The sequence below is a fragment of the Massilibacteroides sp. genome (assembly GCF_028705895.1).
Classification (GTDB): Bacteria; Bacteroidota; Bacteroidia; order Bacteroidales; family Tannerellaceae; genus Massilibacteroides.
Window position 1 is genome coordinate 1 of sequence record NZ_JAQWCQ010000049.1, and the last position, 21,111, is coordinate 21,111.

The 21,111-nt window shown below is 40.8% G+C and carries 13 protein-coding genes; 7 read left to right on the top strand and 6 right to left on the bottom strand.

Features of this window, described 5'->3' with window-relative positions; all coding sequences use genetic code 11:
• Nucleotides 1–1,548: TGS domain-containing protein (locus PHT93_RS11750; protein ID WP_300243147.1), on the top strand; the 1,548-nt coding region annotated here is incomplete at its 5' end.
• A gap of 4 nt (nucleotides 1,549–1,552) precedes the next feature.
• On the opposite strand, the gene PHT93_RS11755 is transcribed toward PHT93_RS11750, so the two are convergent.
• Together PHT93_RS11755 and PHT93_RS11760 are read right to left on the bottom strand one after the other, a co-directional pair.
• Complete coding sequence (locus PHT93_RS11755) at nucleotides 1,553–2,983, bottom strand: HD domain-containing protein (RefSeq protein WP_300243149.1); 1,431 nt, start codon at nucleotides 2,981–2,983, stop codon at nucleotides 1,553–1,555.
• A gap of 66 nt (nucleotides 2,984–3,049) precedes the next feature.
• Nucleotides 3,050–5,116 carry an RNA degradosome polyphosphate kinase gene (locus tag PHT93_RS11760; RefSeq protein ID WP_300243151.1) on the bottom strand — a complete coding sequence of 689 codons (2,067 nt, stop codon included), beginning with the start codon at nucleotides 5,114–5,116 and terminating at the stop codon, nucleotides 3,050–3,052.
• Nucleotides 5,117–5,174: 58 nt separating this feature from the next.
• Here PHT93_RS11760 and PHT93_RS11765 point away from each other — a divergent pair, with 58 nt between their 5' ends.
• Nucleotides 5,175–5,666 (top strand): metallophosphoesterase family protein, encoded by a 492-nt coding sequence (locus tag PHT93_RS11765; RefSeq protein ID WP_300243153.1) that lies wholly within the window; start codon nucleotides 5,175–5,177, stop codon nucleotides 5,664–5,666.
• A gap of 1 nt (nucleotide 5,667) precedes the next feature.
• On the opposite strand, the gene PHT93_RS11770 is transcribed toward PHT93_RS11765, so the two are convergent.
• The 4 genes from PHT93_RS11770 to PHT93_RS11785 all read right to left on the bottom strand — a co-directional run bounded on the left by PHT93_RS11770 (nucleotide 5,668) and on the right by PHT93_RS11785 (nucleotide 10,564).
• Entirely contained in the window at nucleotides 5,668–6,810 is a 1,143-nt protein-coding gene (locus PHT93_RS11770) for a hypothetical protein (RefSeq protein WP_300243155.1), read from the bottom strand.
• 62 nt (nucleotides 6,811–6,872) lie between these two features.
• Complete coding sequence (gene lipA, locus PHT93_RS11775; protein WP_300243158.1) at nucleotides 6,873–7,718, bottom strand: lipoyl synthase; 846 nt, start codon at nucleotides 7,716–7,718, stop codon at nucleotides 6,873–6,875.
• Between the two features lies 1 nt (nucleotide 7,719).
• Entirely contained in the window at nucleotides 7,720–9,894 is a 2,175-nt protein-coding gene (locus PHT93_RS11780) for a S9 family peptidase (RefSeq protein WP_300243160.1), read from the bottom strand.
• Between the two features lie 154 nt (nucleotides 9,895–10,048).
• A complete protein-coding gene (locus PHT93_RS11785; RefSeq protein ID WP_300243163.1) occupies nucleotides 10,049–10,564 on the bottom strand; it encodes an NUDIX domain-containing protein in 516 nt (171 codons plus the stop codon).
• Between the two features lie 328 nt (nucleotides 10,565–10,892).
• Between PHT93_RS11785 and PHT93_RS11790 the strand changes: the two genes are divergently transcribed.
• The 5 genes from PHT93_RS11790 to PHT93_RS11810 are packed head-to-tail and all read left to right on the top strand — an operon-like array spanning nucleotide 10,893 to nucleotide 21,105.
• On the top strand, nucleotides 10,893–13,898 hold the full coding sequence (locus tag PHT93_RS11790; RefSeq protein WP_300243165.1) for a SusC/RagA family TonB-linked outer membrane protein: 3,006 nt from the start codon (nucleotides 10,893–10,895) through the stop codon (nucleotides 13,896–13,898).
• Nucleotides 13,899–13,910: 12 nt separating this feature from the next.
• Entirely contained in the window at nucleotides 13,911–15,533 is a 1,623-nt protein-coding gene (locus tag PHT93_RS11795; protein WP_300243168.1) for a RagB/SusD family nutrient uptake outer membrane protein, read from the top strand.
• Between the two features lie 32 nt (nucleotides 15,534–15,565).
• On the top strand, nucleotides 15,566–16,990 hold the full coding sequence (locus PHT93_RS11800) for a SusF/SusE family outer membrane protein (RefSeq protein WP_300243170.1): 1,425 nt from the start codon (nucleotides 15,566–15,568) through the stop codon (nucleotides 16,988–16,990).
• Between the two features lie 30 nt (nucleotides 16,991–17,020).
• A complete protein-coding gene (locus tag PHT93_RS11805) occupies nucleotides 17,021–19,210 on the top strand; it encodes a glycoside hydrolase family 97 protein (RefSeq protein ID WP_300243172.1) in 2,190 nt (729 codons plus the stop codon).
• A gap of 26 nt (nucleotides 19,211–19,236) precedes the next feature.
• A complete protein-coding gene (locus PHT93_RS11810) occupies nucleotides 19,237–21,105 on the top strand; it encodes an alpha-amylase family glycosyl hydrolase (RefSeq protein ID WP_300243174.1) in 1,869 nt (622 codons plus the stop codon).
• Nucleotides 21,106–21,111: the final 6 nt, after the last annotated feature.

Here is a 21,111-nt window from a genome sequence, read left to right on the forward strand (position 1 = left end):
CGTGATGCTTATATTGAAGAGTTTATCCGTCCGGTACGTGAGAAATTAGTTCAGGCAGGACTTCATTTTGATATTAAAGGCAGGACAAAATCTATTTTCTCCATAAATAATAAACTGAAGAAACAACAAGTAGAATTTGAGGATATTTATGACCTTTTTGCGATTCGCATCGTTTTAGACACCCCGATCAAAAAAGAACGCTCTGATTGCTGGCAGGTATATTCCATCATAACGGATATGTATCAGCCCAATCCGAAACGAATGAAAGACTGGATATCCATTCCCAAATCAAATGGGTATGAAAGTCTGCATATAACCGTACTTGGCCCGCAGAACAAATGGGTGGAAGTACAGATCCGTACTGTTCGTATGGATGAGATTGCTGAACGTGGACTGGCTGCTCATTGGAAATATAAAGGAGTTAAAGAAGAAAGCGGCCTGGATGAATTTCTAACCAATGTGCGTGCGGCATTAGAAGCGAACAATAACAATCCGATGGACCTGATGAAAGAGTTCAAAATGGATTTGTATAAAGATGAAATCTATGTCTTTACACCTACTGGTGAACTGATCAAGTTGCCTAAAGGAGCAACTGTACTGGACTTTGCTTTCTCTATACACTCCAAAATCGGAAGCCGTTGTATCTCGGCTAAAGTAAACGAAAAAAATGTCTCGATAAAGCATATTTTAAATAACGGGGATTCAGTAACAATTATCACTTCGCCTACGCAATCTCCAAAACGAGATTGGTTGAACTTTGTTTCAACCACTAAGGCAAGGGCAAGAATTAAACAAGCGCTCCGTGAAGAAGCCGCTAAAACAGTTGACTTTGCAAAAGAGATGCTTCAGCGTCGGTTTAAGAATCGGAAAATCGACCTGGATGAACCCGTCCTCATGCGTTATATCAAAAAGAAAGGCTATAAGACGGTTACTGATTTTTATTTAGATATATCCGAAGAACGCCTTGATCCGAACCAGATTATTGACCAATACATTGAACTGGATAAAAAGGAAAAAGAGGCAATGGAACATACGGAGGTGCGGAGCGCTGAAGATTATATCACGACCACCGAAGTAGAGGAAAGGTCAACCCAGCAGGATGTTCTTGTGATCGATAAGAACTTGAGAGGAATTGAATATAAATTAGCTAAATGCTGTAATCCGATCTATGGAGACGATGTGTTCGGGTTTGTTTCTACGCAAGGAATTAAAGTACACCGTACCGACTGTCCCAATGCGCAGGAGTTATTTACCCGGTTTGGCTATCGTATTATTCGTGCACGATGGAGCGGTAAAGGAGATAGCGGATATGTTGTCACATTGCGCGTAACGGGAAGGGATGATATTACTATCGTAACGAATATAACCTCCGTGATCAGTAAAGAGAACGGAGTAACGCTTCGTTCATTGAATATTGACTCTGTGGATGGTATATTCCAAGGTAATTTCTCCGTAATGGTGCGTGATACGACGTCTCTGAATGTATTGACTAAGAAGATCAAGACAGTAAAAGGGGTTAAAGCGGTGGAACGTCTGAATACTTTATAAGACGCTATTTTACAGGGTGTAATCCCATTTCTTTAGCCTTTTTCAGCATAAGTATGCGCGCAGCTTCATATTCGTTGGGGATTATACCGTCTAAAATAGCTTCTTTTATGATTTCTTTCAACTCGCCGACAGGGCGGGAGGGGGGAAGTCCGAATGTTTCCATAATTTCTTCACCGGAAACCGGAGGTTGAAAATTACGAACCCGGTCTTTCTCCTCAATAACAGCCAGTTTCTCACGAACTCTCTTAAAGTTATTCAAAAAGCGACGTACCTTTTCGGGGTTTTTACTTGTTATGTCTGCTTCACATAGCTTCATTAGTTCGTCCACATCATCGCCGGCATCGAAGAGAAGACGACGTACGGCAGAATCTGTCACCTCATCATCCGCCAATGCAATCGGACGCATATGAAGCAATACCATCTTCTGAACAAATTTCATCTTTTCATTCATCGGCAATTTCATTCGTTTGAAAATTCCCGGAATCATCCGTTCACCAATAAAGTTGTGATTATGGAACGTCCACCCAACTTTAGGATCCCAACGTTTTGTGGCCGGTTTAGCAATATCGTGCAGTAAAGCAGCCCATCTGAGCCAAAGATTATCAGACGTAGCAGCCAGACGATCAAGTACCATTAAAGTATGTGAGAAATTATCTTTATGTCCGATTCCTTCTTTCGTCTCCGCTCCCTTCAATGCATCTAACTCCGGGAAAATTAGAGACAGAAGTCCACATTTATCTAACAAATCGAATCCGATAGAAGGCTTGGGTGAAAGAATAATCTTATTTAATTCGTCAATAATCCGCTCTTTGGATATGATTTCTATCCTGTTTTTGTTTCGTTCTATTGCTTCGAAAGTCTCCGGTTCAATATCAAAACCTAATTGAGTGGCAAACCGGACAGCGCGCATCATGCGCAGAGGATCATCGCTGAACGTTATATCCGGATCAAGCGGTGTCCGGATAGTTTTATCTTCCATGTCGTACAATCCTTCGAACGGATCTACCAATTCTCCGAACCGGTCTTTGTTTAAACAGATTGCTAAAGCGTTGATTGTAAAATCACGACGGTTTTGATCGTCTTCCAATGTTCCGTTTTCTACAACAGGTTTACGACTATCATGCGAGTAAGATTCTTTTCGTGCACCAACAAATTCAAGTTCGAAACTCTTGGTTTTGATTAATGCTGTTCCGAAATTCTTGAATACGGATAAAGATGCCCCTTTCCCAATCTTTGCAGCAACCTTTTCAGCCAGTACAATTCCGCTTCCTACGGTTACGATATCAATGTCTTTTGATGGGCGGCATAAAAAAATATCTCTGACATAACCTCCTACCACATAGGCTTCTACTCCTAATTCTTCAGCAGCTTCTGATACCAAACGAAAAGGTTTGGTTGATATATGTTGTATTAATTCTTCTTTACTTAGATACATTCGTCCTGTTGATCATTCATTTTGAGGCTGCAAAGATAAATAAAATCCCAATGAGACGTGTTGTGTTTAGTCGGCAGACATTTCAGCTTTTTTCTTTAAATAATTATGAATAGCCGTTTGAGCACGTACCTTTACGGGATTGCTATCATGCTTGAAATTATTGTTCAGATTCTCATCAATAAAGCAGGCTTTTACATTATCCTGCAACTGAATTTTTAATATGTCGATTATTTCCTGTTTTATTTCTTGCTGAAGAATGGGGAAAGCTGTTTCAATCCGGCGACTCAGATTTCTGCGCATCCAGTCAGCGGACGACATGAACAAATCCTCCCGGCCGTCATTGTAGAAATACCAGACACGTGAATGTTCGAGAAACATATCTACGATACGAGTAATGCGAATATTACGACTGTATGATTGATTGGGAACAAGACAACAGATTCCACGGACAATCAGATCAATTTCCACGCCGGCTTCGCTGGCCTTGTAGAGTTCCGCAATCATATTCTGATCATGAAGTCCGTTCATCTTCAGAACTATTCGTCCTCTTCTTCCGGCACAAACATGTTCGCTTTCTCTTCGGATCATACGAGTAAGTTCGTCCACCATGTTGAAACGGGCAACCAAAAGACAGTCAAACTTCGGGTTTTCAATTTGTCCTTCCAAAACAAAGAATACGTTCCGTATATCATTTATTATTACTGGATCCGACGTCAACAAGGCCATGTCTGAATAAACGGTAGCTGTTTTTTCATTAAAATTACCTGTGCTGAGATAAGCGTAATTAACCGGACACGCGTTATCCTCCGGCTCTTTTAACAGGACAACGGCTACTTTTGCATGAACTTTCAGACCGGGAATGCTAAATATAATTTGTATTCCGGCCTGTTTCATTCGCTCTGCAGTTTGCATATTGTTCTCTTCATCAAAACGAGCTTTCAATTCGACAAAAACGGTTACCTTTTTTCCGTTATTAGCCGCCCGGATCAGCGTGTTAATCACTGCAGAATCTTCGGCAACACGATATTGAGTAATCTTTATCTCTTCAACACGTGGATCTGTTGCAGCTTCGGTCAGAAACCGAAGCATATAATCAAAAGAATAATATGGGAAATGCAATAATACATCTTGCTTACTGATTCGTTCAAAAACAGAATCGCTCCGATCTAATACAGGCAGATTTATTGGAACAGGGCGCTGCAATTCAAAGTCCCGACCAAGAGGATTCGGCAGTTTGATCAGATCTTGCAGATTCAGATAACGACCTCCCTGAACAAGACTGTCCGTATCTATTTCGAATGCTTTACGTACTTTTGTCAGAAAATCTTCCGGCATTTCCGCATCATACATAAACCGGCTCAACGCGCCGATCTTACGTTTCTTTACCTTCTTCTTCAGTTTCTCTACGATGTTTCCTTTCTCGTCATCTAAATAGATGTCCGCATCCCGCGAAATCTTAATACTATAACAACTGTCTATCTCATATCCGGGATAGATTGCAGACAGATTTGCGCGTATCAGATCGTCGATGAACATAATATAATGCTTCCCTTCATGTGGAGGCAGTTCTATAAAACGGGGTACCTTCGCAAAAGGTATTTTAATCATTGAAAGCGAATATTTTTCCGGTGTATCTCCCTTTTTATACATGCGGACAATCAGATAAAGTCGCCGGTCACGAAGAAATATCCGGATAGCTTCCGGTTCGAGCATAACAGGAGCCAGGAAAGGAAAGACCTCTTCTTCAAAGTAATTTTTGACAAAATCGGTATGGAAAGGCTTCGGTTGGCAGTTCTGGTACAGGAAAACCTGATGTTGGTTCAGTTCCGGTAAAATCTGATTGGCAAAAATGCGATAATACACCTTTTGTTGCCTGTTTACTTCTTCCGTAATGGCTTGCAACGTTTCTTCAGCTTCCTCTGTCTCTTCCTCAATAAATTTACGTTTCATAATAACGCTGCGATGTTCAGCAACGCGTATTTCGTAGAACTCTTCCAGATTAGAAGAGTAAATAGACAGGAATTTTATTCGTTCGTATATAGGGAGAGATTTGTCTTCTGCTTCTAATAAAACACGGTAATTAAAGGATAACCAGCTAATGTCCCGTTTAAAGTATTTATATGAATTTTCCATGGTTTTTCGCTTAGTACGTAAATATAGATACTTTTGTAGTATAAATGAAACAGACAAGATGAAAGTTGGACTTCTTTCCGATACACACGGTTATTGGGATAATCGGTATGCCGAACATTTTAAGGATTGTGATGAAATCTGGCACGCAGGCGATATAGGTTCTCTGGAGCTGATAACACGGCTTGCGGAACTAAAACCTGTTCGTGCGGTTTACGGAAATATTGATGGACAGGACATACGTATTCAATACCCTAAAACAGCTGTATTTATGGCGGAGGGCGTAAAAGTTATGCTTACCCATATCGGTGGATATCCCGGAAGATATGCTCCGGAAATCAGAAAAGAGTTGTATGATACGCGCCCTGATTTATTTGTATGCGGTCATTCGCATATTCTGAAAGTCATGTTCGACCAATCATTAAATTGTTTACATATCAATCCGGGAGCTGCCGGCATAAGCGGCTTTCATCAGGTGCGCACTTTGATTCGCTTTTGTATAAACGGAGAAAAAATACACGATCTGGAAGTTATCGAGCTTGGCCAACGATAAATCAGATATCGACTTCATAACCATTCGGATGACAGCAGTAGTTTTCTACCATCAATACGGTGTTTTGCAGATAAGTAAATTCCTTTTCAAAATATTCACTGAATAATCCGGTTCCAAGATTCTCTTCGATTTGTTTGGCTGTCCATAATTTCCCCGACATTTCTTTGCAGTGCGTTAGTTTCTCTTCAGAGTTTATATAAACGACATAAACCGAAACCTGATGTTTGACTAATTCGTTTTCAAATTTATAGCGGATCAGGAAGCGGGGAGAAACCTGTTCACGCGCATAACTACATGATAATGCCTCATAAACAGCTTCTTCAATTCCTTGTTTAAAACGAACATAATACTTAAAAGGATAATCAAGTGCGTTCGGAGAAATCAACGAATCCCGGCTCCGTTTGGTCAGATAAAGCATTCCGTTACATACAACAGCAATACGTACTACCGGATGATAGAATTTTCTTGTTGAGGCGGAACTTATAGAATGAGCAATACGGCCGATAACTTTTCCATTATCGTTTAATACCGGCAACCATACTTCATTTTTTAGATACCCACGCATGATTGTCAGACGGATATGCTCATATGCCATTACCGATATACCGATAATAAGGAATAAATGACGGAATAAGAACGGTTCATAAATCGTCTTCTGGGCTGATTCCGGTAATAGAAAATAAAATAAAACGATAAAAAGATGGAAGCCATAAAGGCTTTGAATGATTTTTGCTGTAAAGAAATATTCATTTAACGAGGCATTCAGGTAGCTTTGTTTGTCGGAAGCCATCTCAACGCTTCTTGCTTTTTTCATGATGGCACGTCTTCGCAGAATAGATAAAGAAATGATGATCACAAATAATATCTCTATGATCAACGCTGAATATTCTGTGAGTAGATCATTGCTGTTGAACAGAAAAAAAATGGAAAAGGCTGCTTGAGATAAGGCTACCGAATACAGAATAAACTGAAACATCTCACCTAAATGCCACCATCGAAAAAAAACATACAGGGCAAAGCAGAAAAAAACAGATATAATGAAAGCGGGGATATAAGATATAAGGCTTCCCATAAAAACAAAAAGTAATAATGGTAATAGCCCTATTGCCTGATTGTCTGTTCCCCTTTTTAACCGTTTCATCATATCGTAAACCCTGTGTTTTTTCTAATAACAATTGGTTCTGTAAAAATGTTAAAGATTAAACATTAAACATGTTTCTCCGCATGATAAGAGGATCGGACTAAAGGGGCACTCTCTACTTTTGAAAAACCTTTTCCTAATGCCACTTCGCGGTACGTATCGAATTGATCAGGATGGATATATTCGGATACGGGAACATGCTTTCGTGACGGTTGGAGGTATTGACCGATAGTCAGAACGCTACATCCGGTCGTCAATACATCGTCCATGAGTTCGTAAACTTCTTCTATTGTTTCTCCTAAGCCCACCATGATGCCGGTTTTTGCTACGACTCCGCGCTCAGCTATACGTTGAAGGACGGATAGGCTTACATCATATTTTGCTGCACTACGTATTTTCGGGGTCAGCCGGCGAACGGTTTCCATGTTGTGGGAAATAATATTCGGAGCTGCGTCAACTACTTTGTCAACCAATTCTTTACGTCCTTTAAAATCCGGAATCAAGACTTCAACAGTCAGTCCCGGATTTCTTTTTTTTACGGTTTCAATTGTTCTCACCCAGTGGTCTGCCCCAAGATCAGGCAAATCGTCCCGGTCAACCGACGTGATTACGGCATGTTTGAGTTCCATCAGGCGGATGCTTAATGCCACGTTTTCCGGTTCCTTTGGATTTAAAGGTAACGGTTTTCCGGTTAGTGTATTGCAAAACTTACATGAGCGTGTGCAGATCTCTCCGCCAATCATGAATGTTGCCGTACCCCGACTCCAACATTCCCCCATATTAGGGCATTTACCACTCGTACAAATTGTATGTAATGAATGAGATTCTACAATCCCTTTTGTTTGAGTAAACTTTTCATTCCCTCCCAGCCGGATCTTCAACCAATCCGGCTTTCTCACATGTTCTGCCATTTTATAAATTATCTAATAGGAAATTCGACATCTTAGTATAAAGATGATAACGGGTATTTCCTCCATAAATGCTGTGGTTGCGGTCTTTATATATTTGCATATCAAACTGTTTCCCGGCTTGTACCAATGCTTCCGCATAATCCAGCGTCTGGTGGAAATGGACGTTATCATCCGCTGTACCATGTATAAGCAACAATTTACCCTGTAGTTTGGTTGCTAATTTTATCGGAGAAGTTGCTGCATAGCCTTCGAAATTTTCTTTAGGTGTACGCATGAAACGTTCCGTATAAACTGTGTCGTAATATTTCCAATCGGTAGGAGGTGCCACAGCTATTCCTGCTTTGAATGTGCCGTCTCCTACGCTCATCGACATCAATGTGGTGTAACCGCCAAAGCTCCATCCCCAGATGCCGATTCGTTTGCTGTCCACGAAAGGTAATGCTCCTAAAGCGCGGGCTGCTTCTACCTGATCTCTTGCTTCTAATTCTCCTAAACGTAAATAAGTACATTTACGGAACGCCTCTCCACGCGCTCCGGTTCCACGACCGTCCACACTTACGACAACGAAGCCGGCAGAAGCTAAATACTGTTCCCAGCCGAAGTCGTACGAATCTAAGACTTGTTGTGAGTTGGGGCCACTATACTGGACCATTAATACCGGATATTTGCGGGAAGCATCGAAGTTCACCGGCTTTACAATCCAGGCATTCAGGTCATAACCCGAAGCTGTCTGAACTGTCATAAATTCTTTTGGACTGTAGGCATATTCTGCTAACAGAGATTTCAGTGCCGAATTATCTTGTAATACACGAAGTTCTTTTTGAGACTTGGTCTCATTCACCGTTATCCGCGAAGGATTATCGGCATCGGAATTATAGTTTACGTAATAGGCAAAATTAGAACTGAATACGGCGCGGTTTGTTCCCTCTGAAGCAGAAAGTTTAGTTTTAACCCCTTTGGCATCAATACGGTAAACAGCACGACGAAGAGGGCTTTCTTCAGCCGATTGATAATAAACAGCCTTCGTAGCCTCGTCAATCCCGATAAAGTCAGTCACATCCCAGTTTCCTTTCGTTACCTGACGTTGCATCACGCCTGTAGGTGAATACAGGTAGATATGAGCATATCCATCCTGCTCGCTCACATAGGTAAAAGCATCATTGGTGAAATGAATAGAAGTCAGCCATTCCGAATCAATATACGCTTTGTTCTCTTCCCGTAAAACTAAACGGAATACACCGCTTTTCGGATTTGCGTAATACATACTGAATACATTCTGGTGACGGTTCAGGGTCATAACTGCCAGCTGATCCGAATTCTTTGTGAAAGTAATACGGGGAATATAGCCGTCTGCATCCATAGGAACCTTTAATTCCTTGATATCTTTTGTTTCTATACTATAGGAATGAACGGTGACTTTCGAATTATTCTCGCCTGCCTTCGGATACTTGAAGTTATAATAGCCGGGATAAGTTTCATCCCCATAAATCTGCATGGAAAATTCAGGCACATCCGTTTCATCAAAACGTACATAGGTGAGATATTCGCTATCCGGAGACCAAGCCATCAGGTTGGTTACCGAAAATTCTTCTTCATAAACCCAATCCGTTATTCCATTAAGGATTTTATTGATTTCACCATCTTTGGTTACCTGTACCTCTGTGTCATAGTCGAATTTCTTCACCCAGATATTATTCCCGCGTACATAAGCACACATACGTCCATCAGGAGAGAAAGTCGGGATCATCTGTTTCTCTGCTGCCTCGGTAAGAGGCTTTACAAAGTTACGGCGAACATCATAATCAAAAATTACGGACTTGGAAGAACGACGATAGACATATTCTGTGTCTTTAAACAAAAGAATACGATGCCCTGTAGAACTAATCATATAATTGTCGAACTTATCAAAAGTACACTCCCTGGCTTTCTCAACGTTGAACAACGTATCTACCGGATTCCCCGTACGATAGGCGAATTTTATCACCATCGTATGTTCCTTGTTCATTGCCGTATAATGTTCTCCATCCGGTAAAGAGCGCATTTCTCCAACATTTGTAATCTGGCGAAATTTACCATCGGTTATATCTTTCAGATTGACACGCTTACTTCCGCTTTGAGCAAAAAGATTGCCCACCACGCCTAACCAAAACAACAAAAACAGTCCTGTTTGTCTCATATCACATAAAAACAATTGATTACAAAGCAAAAATACAAAAAAGTTCCAGTCCTGTTATATACATTTTATATTTAAGGCGCTTGGAAACGAAAGTTGAGGCGCCTGGAAACGAAAGTTGAAGCGCCTGGTAATGAAAGTTGAGGCGCCTGGAAATTTAGGAACAAAGTATTTTGATGGCTTTTCTGATGGAAATCAGCCCGAATGCTTCGTAATTTAGTTCGGCTTTTGGTATGATAACTATTTCCGATGCATCGTCGCCTGCCGTTGCACCATCAAAAGAATCAACTTTACAAAGAAAGATCATATCTACTGTATGTACCTCAAAGCCGGAATAAGGATAGATATTAGGTAGGGAAACTAAATATTGGAGAGAAACTAAATCGAGGCCTGTTTCTTCTTTAACCTCTCGGCGGGCAGTTTCTTCGGCTGTTTCGAACATATCAGAGAATCCACCAGGTAGATCAAGTGTTCCTTTGGCCGGCTCATTTCCGCGCCTTACAACTAAGATGTTATTGTGCTTATCTTGGATGACACATGCCACCGCTGCTGATGGATTGAAGTAATATACAAATTGACAAGATTCGCATTTCTTTGCTTTTTCGTTCACTTCAACAAACTTGTCAGAGCCGCAACGAGGACAATATTTAAACTGTGCAAAAGGGTGTTTCATTTTTCCTGATTATCTGATTAGAATAAGAACGAAGATAGGATTTTTTATCTGTCCAATGCTATTTTGATCTAAAACAATCTCCTTAATCCTGTAAATAACTTTACTTTTATTCTACGCGTGTTATTTTTTAATGATTTAATATATAGTGTGTTATGAAATAACAGGCCTTTGAAAAATCTACTTTATATGTTTACCCTCAAAAAGGCATAGGCATAGGAGCCATTATCTTTGCTTTCTATAATAGCGACACACAAAACAGGTTGAAGCACTTCTGTAACTTTTGCATTTTGTTAATCGAAGTAAAACCTAAATTTAATATTTACACACCATGAAAGGAAAAAAAACGAAAGAGAGGGGATGGCTAAGACTATTCCTATTATTCATGTTAGGAATCGGAATTCATTCCGCCCTATTCTCCCAGACTACGGGAAATCTTACAATCCAAGGTAATGTAAAGGATACATACGGCGAGCCGATTATCGGAGCCAGTATCCTTGAAAAAGGAACAACGAACGGAATTGTTTCCGACTTTGACGGTAATTTTTCATTGTCCGTAGCTTCCAATGCAGTTCTTTCTATTTCTTATATCGGTTATATCACACAAGAGATGCCGGTAACCAGCAACACATCTTGGCAGATAGTCCTCAATGAAGATGTAGAGGCCTTAGAAGAGGTGGTTGTGGTAGGTTACGCTACAGGTAGTAAACGAACCATTTCAGGTGCGGTTGAACGAGTAAAGAAAGAAGACATGAACATGGGGATTATCAATAATCCGTTAGAGTCTATCAAAGGTAAAGTAGCCGGAGTGGTTATTAATAAAACCGGTGGTGACCCAACGGCTGGTCCGTCTATCCGCGTTCGTGGTACGACTTCGCTATCGGGAGGGAACGATCCTTTGGTTATCATTGATGGAGTTTTCGGAGATCTTGGTCTTTTAAATGCTTTATCGCCTCAGGATATTGAAACCTTTACAATCCTGAAAGATGCTTCAGAGACGGCTCAGTATGGATCGCGCGGAGCGAGCGGGGTAATTGTTGTTACTACTGCCAAAGGAAAATCGGGTGTAGTCAGTTTGAGCTATGATGGTACTTTCGGAGTTGAAACGGTCTATAAAAACATAAACATGTTAGATGCTGCCGGTTATCGCGCAGCTGTTGAGGTGGGTGGTTACGGAAATGCTCTTGATCGCGGAGCCAGCACGAATTTCATTGAAGAAATGCAACGTACCGGTTTCACCCAAAATCACCGCATTTCATTCGGGGCAGGCAATGATCAGTCTAATTATCGCGCTTCTTTAGGAGTTATTGCCAATGAGGGTGTTATAAAGGGGAGTGATTCTAAGAACTACACCACCAAATTGGATGCGTCTCAAAAAATGTTTGATGATAAGATGAAGATTGAATTTGGTGTTTTCGGTTCTAAAAAGATCAATCATTATGTAAACGATCATCAAAAGACTTTCTATTCAGCGGCTTCATTTAATCCGACATTTCCGGTTGAACAAAACGAAGACGGTACCTGGCCGGAAGATCCGAATGCCAATGAAATTGATAACCCGTTAGGACGTTTAACAATCCAGGATAAAGAAGAAAATGCTTATATTAATGTACACGGTAAAGTGTCGTATAACTTTACGGAAGATTTAGTTCTAAGTGCTTTCGGTTCTTACACGTATAATAATCAGAACAACTCGGTATATATTCCTAATAATATCAAAGCCGGTATTCGCGAAGGAGATGGTAAAGCTTCTCAATCGGAAAAGAAAAGTGATATTCTTATGGGTAATATTACGCTAACTTATAAAAAAGAATTCGGGAAACATCATTTTGATGCTTTGGGATTGATGGAAGGACAGACCTATAAGTATAATGGTTTTGAGGCGGCTGCAAGAGGTTTCGGCACAAACTATTTCGGCTACAATAACCTGAAATCCGGAGCAAATGTGAAATACGGAGATGTTTCTTCTTATTCTAATTCTTATAATATTGCTTCGTTTATGGCTCGTCTGAATTATATGTTTGACGACCGTTATATAGCTACAGTCAACTTGCGTACGGATGCTTCTTCCAAGTTGGGGGAAAACAATAAATGGGGATTCTTTCCATCTGCTTCTGCAGCTTGGGTATTGAGTAACGAAGGCTTCCTGAAGGATGTGGAACAAATCACGAATATTAAGTTAAGGGTAGGGTATGGTCTTACGGGTAATCAGGATGCTATTTCTCCTTATAACTCGCTTTCTTTAATGCAGCCGACCGGGATTACGACAGTCAACGGCCAACAAACCGTAACTTATGGATATGCGCGTAATGCAAACCCGGATTTGAAATGGGAAAAGAAAAAGATGTTCGACGTCGGTGTGGACTTTGGTCTGTTTGAAAATCGTCTGACCGGTACGGTGGACTATTACAATTCCCGTACAACAGGTCTGCTTTATGAATATGCGGTGCCTGTGCCTCCATTCCTGTATGACCGATTGTTGGCCAACTTGGGGGAAATGGGTAATGACGGGATCGAAGTCGGATTGAATGTAGCAGTGATCCGCTCTAAAGATATCGACTTCAAGATCGGAGCAAATGCTGCCTATCAGAAAAATGAAATCCGTTCGTTGAGCGGTACATACATGGGGCAGGATTTATCTACCTCTGAATACATGCGCTTAGTTAGCATCAACGGGGCAGGCTTTATTGGTGGTAATACCGGAGTGACGTATCAGATCGTAGGACAACCCTTAGGTGTATTTTATCTTCCTCATTCTAATGGTTTGATTAACGATGGTTTAGGTAGCTACACCTATCAGGTCGAAGATTTAGATAAGAATGGAACTGTTGATATTAATGACGGGAACGACCGTTATATCGCCGGTCAGGCAATGCCTAAGGTCTATCTCGGATCGAACATTAGCTTCCGCTATAAACGTTTTGATGTTCAACTGCAAATGAATGGTGCTTTCGGACACAAGATTTATAATGGAACGTCTCTGACTTATATGAACATGAATACGTTTCCTACATATAACGTATTACCGGATGCTCCCGCAACGAATATTAAGGATAATACCGTTACCGACTACTGGTTGGAAAAAGGAGATTATCTGAATCTGGATTATCTTACACTCGGTTATTCCTTTGATGTTAAAAACTGGGGCGGAGCAATCAAGAATGTTCGTCTGACTGCTTCGGTAAATAACCTGCATACATTTACTAACTATTCCGGTTTATCACCGATGATCAATAGTTCTGTAAATAAGGGTGACGGTAATGATCTTGGTGTGGACGACAAACGTTTCTACCCGCTCTCACGTACTTATTCACTTGGTTTGAATATCACTTTCTAATACTTTAAAGACATGAAAAAGAAATTATTATATAGTAGCTTATTGGCATTTTCCTTGATCGGTTTTTCTGCCTGCAACTCATTTTTAGACGAGAACCCGAAGGATCAGATGCCCGAAGAAGAAGCATATAAAAGTCCGGAACTGATTTATCTCAATACCGTAGCTAATCTTTATACCCAGATCGGTGCAAGTGATGGTGGTAATGGATTAGGTGGAACGGACAGAGGTCTTTATGACATACAAACATTTACGGCAGACGAAGCCATACTTCCTATTCGTGGTGGTGACTGGGAAGACGGCGGCTTGTGGAAACGTTTGTATCAACACAAATGGGATAAATCGGAAGCTCCGTTCAAGAGCACGTGGGATTATCTGTATCGTGTTATCGGACTGTCCAATCAATCACTTGATAAACTGAATTCGTTAATAGAGGCTGATCCGGAAAATATTTATTTACCGGTATATAAGGCTGAAGTACAAGCAATCCGCGCGATGTATTATTATTATTTATTGGATTGTTTCGGTCGCGTGCCTATCGTTGAGAAATCGGATATTCAGATCTCTGATGTAAAGCAAGCAGAACGTAAAGACGTATTTGATTTTGTACGTAAGGAACTGCAGGAAGCTGCTCCTTTATTAAGTGCGTCAAACAGTTCTAAGGAAGGTGAATATTATGGTCGTATGACGCGTCCGGTTGCTTACTTCTTATTGGCTAAATTGGCGTTGAATGCACAGGTTTATTCGGATAATAGCTGGACGGATAATAACGGAGCTCCGAACGGCAGCACGGATTTTGAGATGAACGGGCAAAATGTGGTTTGCTGGGATGCTGCTATTGCTTATGCAGATTCAATCACCGCATTAGGTTATAAGCTGGCTTCTACCTTCTCAGCTAACTTTAGTGTAGGAAATGAAACCTCTCCGGAGAATATCTTTACGATACCAATGGATCCTACAAAATATAACGCTCAATTTTACTATATCATCCGTACCGTGCATTATGCGCATGGTAAAGCCTATTCTATTGACGGATGGAACGGGGCTTCGGCAACGAAAGATTTGCTAACGGCATTTCGTAAAAGTAAAAATGATCCACGCTTAGAGTTATCGTTTTATACGGGTAAAGTAAATGGAGCGGACGGACAACCTGTTATGGACGGGGATGTAGAGTTGGAGTACAAACCCGATGCTATTGCCGTTGACGTATCTGGTGCTACCGAAGAAAAAACAGCCGGTGCACGTTGGAAAAAATATGCAATTGATCCTTCTGCTCAACAGGCCGGGAAACTACAAAGTATCGACTATGTATTATTCCGTTATGCCGATGTGTTACTAATGAAAGCGGAAGCAAAAATACGGAAGGGATTAAATGGAGATGCCGAACTGAATGAAATTCGCGAACGCGTTGGAGCTGACGTTTTCTCGAATGCAGGTCTGAGCGAAGTACTTGATGAACGTGCCCGTGAACTTTCCTGGGAAGCTGTTCGCCGTCAGGATTTGGTTCGCTTTGGAAAATATACAACAACTGTTACAACAGATGGACGTACGTCTGCTCCATTCAGGAATGTATTTCCAATTCCTCATGATGTTATCCTGCTTAATAAGAATCTGACACAAAACGAGGGATACGAATAAAACATTAAATCAATACGTAAAGAAATTACAAGATGAAAAAGATACTATATTATTTGTCTGCCTGTTTGCTTCTATTAGGAATGGCAACAAGTTGTGAAGACAATGAGAATTGGAGAATTATTGAAGAAGCGCAACCCGGAACCTACATTGTAGGGACGGCAACAATATTCAGTGGAGAGGCTTCTACTTCTGCCTTAAAACCAGTGAGTCTGGATCAGGATGAGAAAACAAAAAACGATGTAATAGGGATCTATACCTGGTTGAAAGCAGACGGAGAATTTAATATCTCCATAGCTACAGAGGCCGGACAAGAACCTGTGCGCTATGGTAAAGGTGAAACGGTAGAAGAAAAAGAAGATGTAATTACTATCAGCAAATTAGATGCAAGTGCTGCAGCTTTCAAAGTAGCCAAAGACGGTCTGTATTATGTCATTGTTAACACAAGCCTGAATCAGGTTTCAGTTTTACCTGTTAGCTGGGGAGTGATCGGTGCGGCAACTGCCGGAGGATGGGATAAAGAGACCCCGTTTAATGAGCCTCTTTTTAATGAAACGAGTACTTCCGTAGAATGGACTATGTCAACCACATTATCTGCCGGTGAATACAAATTCCGTTATAGTGGTAATTGGGGATATGAGATTCCCTACGATGCCACTTCTAAAGTAAAACTATTCACTGACGTTACAGGGACTAAAGAAGGTACGGAGAACGTGTTGACTGAAGGATATACAGACCTTCAAACCGGAGGTAGTAATCTTGTTACCAATATTGGTGGCGAATACAGCATCTATATGAAATATGACATCCGCGCCGGTAATTTTTCCGCACGGTATGTACTTACGGGAGATCCGGTTATACCGCCTACATATCCGGAACAACTTTTCCTTGTCGGAGATGCGTTTAATGGCTGGGAACCTGCAACAGATGCAAAAGAGTTTGTTCCCGTTAACGGAACGCCAAGTTCATTCTGGAAGATTGCTTATTTGAAAGAAGGTGGTTTCAAGATGACGGTTAAGTTAGGCTGGGGGGATGACTTCGGTATTGCAGAAGAAAACACGGACGCTATCGGCGAATACACCAAAGGCAATAATAATATCAACGTTAAAACGCCGGGATATTACCTGATTTATATTAATCTGGAAGAAGATGTGATCTCGGTAACCGAAGCAAATGTTTATTTGTTTGGTGATGCAAACGGAGGAGCATGGGAATATAAAGAAGAAAATAAGTTCAAAGCAGAAGGTACATCCTTGGTTTCACCCGTTTTTGCACAAGGCGGTAATCTACGCATGGCAATCAAACATCCGTTATTATCCGACTGGTGGAAGGCCGAATTTAATGTGTATGATGGTGCCATAGAATTCCGTGGCAATGGAGGTGATCAGGCTTCCGTACCTGTTGATGCCGGTATGAAAGTGTCACTTGATTTTAATGAGGGAACAGGCAAGATTGAATAAAATTAGATGTAGTTTTTATTAGTTAGTTGTATGAAAAGGTTATCATTTGTGTTTTTAATAGGTATTAGTTGTTTATTTCATCAGGCAGAAGCGCAACAAATCGCTTCTCCTGATGGAAATTTACAGATGACATTTACTCTTCAGGAAGGGACTCCCGTATATAATTTAGTTTATAAAGGGAAAGAAGTAATTAAACCCAGTCGATTAGGATTGGAGCTAAAAAAAGAAAAAACAGGATCTCCGGCTGATTTCGATGATTTTGATGTAAAACAAGACGTGAATGAAGAGGAGTTAATTGAAAGGGCATCACTCTATAATGCGTTTACCGTTGTTTCAACGAAGGAAAACTCTTTTGATGAAGTATGGCAACCGGTTTGGGGTGAAACCAAAGATATCAGAAACCATTATAATGAACTTGAGGTAACGTTAGACCAGCAGAATACACAACGTCAGATGGTGATCCGCTTTCGTTTGTTTAATGACGGATTAGGTTTTCGTTATGAATTCCCCCAGCAAGCAAATCTGACTTATTTCGTTATTAAAGAAGAACGGACAGAATTTGCAATGACAGGTGACCATATTGCTTTCTGGATACCGGGCGATTATGATACACAGGAATATGATTATACCACCTCTCGTTTGTCTGAGATAAGAGGATTGATGCGTTCGGCTATAACTCCGAATACTTCGCAGACTCCATTTTCACAGACCGGAGTACAGACATCCCTGATGATGAAAACCGACGACGGCTTGTATCTCAATTTACATGAAGCAGCTTTAGTTGATTACTCCTGTATGCACTTGGAACTGGATGATAAACGGATGGTTTTTCAGTCTCATCTTACGCCTGATGCTGTTGGAAATAAAGGATATATGCAAGCTCCTTGTCATTCACCCTGGCGTACAATAATTATTAGTGATGACGCCCGTGATATCCTGGCTTCAAACCTGACATTGAACCTGAATGAGCCTTGTAAAATAGAAGATACATCCTGGATTAAACCGGTAAAATACGTTGGCGTATGGTGGGAAATGATTACAGGAAAAAGCTCTTGGGCTTATACGGACGAGTTTCCTACGGTTCAGTTAGGGAAAACTGATTTTACTTCTGCAAAACCAAACGGGAAACATGGGGCGAATACTGAAAATGTAAAAAAATATATTGATTTTGCAGCAACGCATGGTTTTGATGCAGTATTAGTGGAAGGCTGGAATATCGGTTGGGAGGATTGGTTTGCTAAATCGAAAGATTATGTTTTTGACTTTGTTACCCCTTATCATGATTTCCGTGTAGCAGAAATTCGTGATTATGCCAAAAGCAAAGGTGTGAAAATGATGATGCACCATGAAACTTCTTCCTCAGTGCGTAATTACGAACGCCATATGGAGAATGCCTACCAGTTTATGTCTGACAATGGCTATAATTCTGTAAAGAGTGGTTATGTAGGTGATATGATTCCTCGTGGAGAATATCATTATGGCCAATGGTTAGTAAATCATTACCAATACGCTGTTGAGAAAGCGGCTGATCATAAAATCATGGTAAATGCCCATGAGGCTGTACGTCCAACCGGACTTTGCCGCACTTACCCGAATCTGATCGGTAATGAATCAGCTCGCGGAACGGAATATCAGGCTTTTGGCGGTAATAAGCCGAATCATGTAACCATTCTGCCTTTCACCAGATTAATCGGAGGTCCGATGGATTATACGCCGGGTATCTTTGAGATGGAAATAAGTAAAATAAATCCGGATAATCATTCGCACGTAAATTCCACACTCGCTAATCAATTGGCTCTTTACGTTACAATGTACAGTCCGTTGCAAATGGCGGCGGACTTGCCGGAAAATTATGATCGTTTTCCGGATGCGTTTCAGTTTATTAAAGATGTAGCGATTGATTGGGACGAGAGTAAATATTTAGAAGCTGAGCCGGGTGAATATATCACGGTTGCCCGTAAGGCTAAGGGTACGAATAATTGGTTTGTGGGTAGTGTTGCCGGAGAAAAAGGTTATCTTTCCCAAATAAATTTTGATTTCTTAGAACCGGGTAAAAAATATCTGGCAACAATTTATGCAGACGGGAAAGATGCCGATTATAAAACGAATCCGCAATCTTATACAATCCGTAAAATGAAAGTAACACATAAGTCCAGACTGAAACAACAACTTGCTCCGGGAGGTGGTTACGCTATCAGCATTATTGAAACAGACAAATAAAAACAACCCCTAAATCCTCTGAAGAAATGAAGAACACAGGACTATACAGTTTGTTATTAGCCGGCCTGCTCTTTGGTTGTGGCGATAAAGATTCGGATGAAATAACTATCGATCCGGAGACACCGAAAGAATCTCCTCTTCCGGGCGGGTTGAAGGATGGGATCACTCCGCTGACGGATGACTCTTTAGCTTTCGTGCTGTTTGCTCCGGGCAAAGAATCGGTACAGTTGATCGGGGATTTCAACAATTGGGAGATTTCGGATGCTTACAAAATGTATAAGGACGGAGATCGTTTTTGGTTAAAGATCGGAGGACTGAACAAAGAGAAAGAATACATTTGTCAATACCTGATTGATGAAACAATCAGAATCGCAGATCCTTACGCAAACAAAATATCCGATCCGGAATTTGACAGTAAAATATTATCAAGCGTATATCCTGACATCCTTGCCTATCCAAGTGGAAAGACAACTGAAATAGCGATGGTGGTATCTACTGATCGTAAAGAGTATGATTGGAAAACCGCAGACTTCACTGTAGAAAATCCGGAGAATCTGCTCATTTATGAACTACTTATCCGCGATTTTACTGAAGATCGAACAATCAATGCCGTAAGAGAAAAATTACCCTATCTGAAAAATTTGGGAATCAATGCAATCGAACTGATGCCTTTCAGTGAGTTTGAAGGGAATGACAGTTGGGGGTATAATCCCTCGTTCTATTTTGCAACCGATAAAGCGTATGGAACATCAGAGGATTATAAGGCGTTTATTGATGCGTGCCATTCAAACGGGATTGCTGTAATTATGGATATCGTACTAAATCACAGCTACGGACAAAGCCCTATGGTGCGGATGTATCAGGGTTCGGATGGAAAAGTTACCTCCGACAATCCCTGGTATAATGTTGACTCTCCCAATTCCTCTTATTCCTGGGGATACGATTTCAATCATGAAAGCCAATATACACAGCAGTTTGTAGATAGTGTATGCGGTTATTGGTTGACACAATATAAGATAGATGGTTTTCGTTTTGATTTTACAAAAGGCTTTACTAATACTCCAGGTGATGGTTGGGCATACGATGCCGCACGTATTCGCTTGTTAAAGAGAATGACAGAAGAGATTCATAAACGTAAACCGGATGCAGTGGTTATATTTGAACATCTTGCAGATAATAAAGAAGAGAAAGAATTGGCTGACTTTGGTATTTATCTATGGGGTAATATGAATTATAATTATTGTCAGGCAACGATGGGATGGGAAAATAATTCTTTCAACGGAACGTCATACAAGGATAGGGGATGGACTCGGCCTCAACTTATTTCTTATATGGAAAGCCACGATGAAGAACGACTTATGTACAAAAATAAAATGTGGGGAAATGAGTCCGGTTCTTATCGTGTGCAGGATTTATCGACAGGCTTACAGCGTAGTGCCGCCGCAGCGGTAATCTATCTTAGTTTTCCGGGACCGAAGATGATCTGGCAGTTTGGAGAGTTAGGTTATGATTTTAAACTCGGCAGCAGTGCAGAAGAAGGGCGTTTAGATAAAAAGCCTGTCCGTTGGGATTATGTCACGGTTCCAGAACGTAAAAAACTATTGGATGTTTATTCGACTATGCTTGACCTGAAAAAGAATAATCCGGCATTTTCTTCTGATGACTTTACGGTTAGTACTGGAGAAGGTGATATTAAACAAGTATTACTTCGTAGTGCAAACGGTTATGTCACAACAGTCGCTAATTTGGGACTATCAATCAAGCAGGCCTCCGTTTTATTTGATAAAACCGGTTCATGGAAAGAGCTTTTCACTGGAGAACAAATTCAGGTAACAGAAATAAGACAACAAATAGAAATACAACCGGGTGAATACCGCCTATATATCAGCCAATAAAAGACG

Coding starts and splice junctions, on each gene's coding strand:
- PHT93_RS11755 (WP_300243149.1), bottom strand. CDS start 2,983: ATGTATCTAAGTAAAGAAGAATTAATACAACATATATCAACCAAACCT.
- PHT93_RS11760 (WP_300243151.1), bottom strand. CDS start 5,116: ATGGAAAATTCATATAAATACTTTAAACGGGACATTAGCTGGTTATCC.
- PHT93_RS11765 (WP_300243153.1), top strand. CDS start 5,175: ATGAAAGTTGGACTTCTTTCCGATACACACGGTTATTGGGATAATCGG.
- PHT93_RS11770 (WP_300243155.1), bottom strand. CDS start 6,810: ATGATGAAACGGTTAAAAAGGGGAACAGACAATCAGGCAATAGGGCTA.
- lipA (WP_300243158.1), bottom strand. CDS start 7,718: ATGGCAGAACATGTGAGAAAGCCGGATTGGTTGAAGATCCGGCTGGGA.
- PHT93_RS11780 (WP_300243160.1), bottom strand. CDS start 9,894: ATGAGACAAACAGGACTGTTTTTGTTGTTTTGGTTAGGCGTGGTGGGC.
- PHT93_RS11785 (WP_300243163.1), bottom strand. CDS start 10,564: ATGAAACACCCTTTTGCACAGTTTAAATATTGTCCTCGTTGCGGCTCT.
- PHT93_RS11790 (WP_300243165.1), top strand. CDS start 10,893: ATGAAAGGAAAAAAAACGAAAGAGAGGGGATGGCTAAGACTATTCCTA.
- PHT93_RS11795 (WP_300243168.1), top strand. CDS start 13,911: ATGAAAAAGAAATTATTATATAGTAGCTTATTGGCATTTTCCTTGATC.
- PHT93_RS11800 (WP_300243170.1), top strand. CDS start 15,566: ATGAAAAAGATACTATATTATTTGTCTGCCTGTTTGCTTCTATTAGGA.
- PHT93_RS11805 (WP_300243172.1), top strand. CDS start 17,021: ATGAAAAGGTTATCATTTGTGTTTTTAATAGGTATTAGTTGTTTATTT.
- PHT93_RS11810 (WP_300243174.1), top strand. CDS start 19,237: ATGAAGAACACAGGACTATACAGTTTGTTATTAGCCGGCCTGCTCTTT.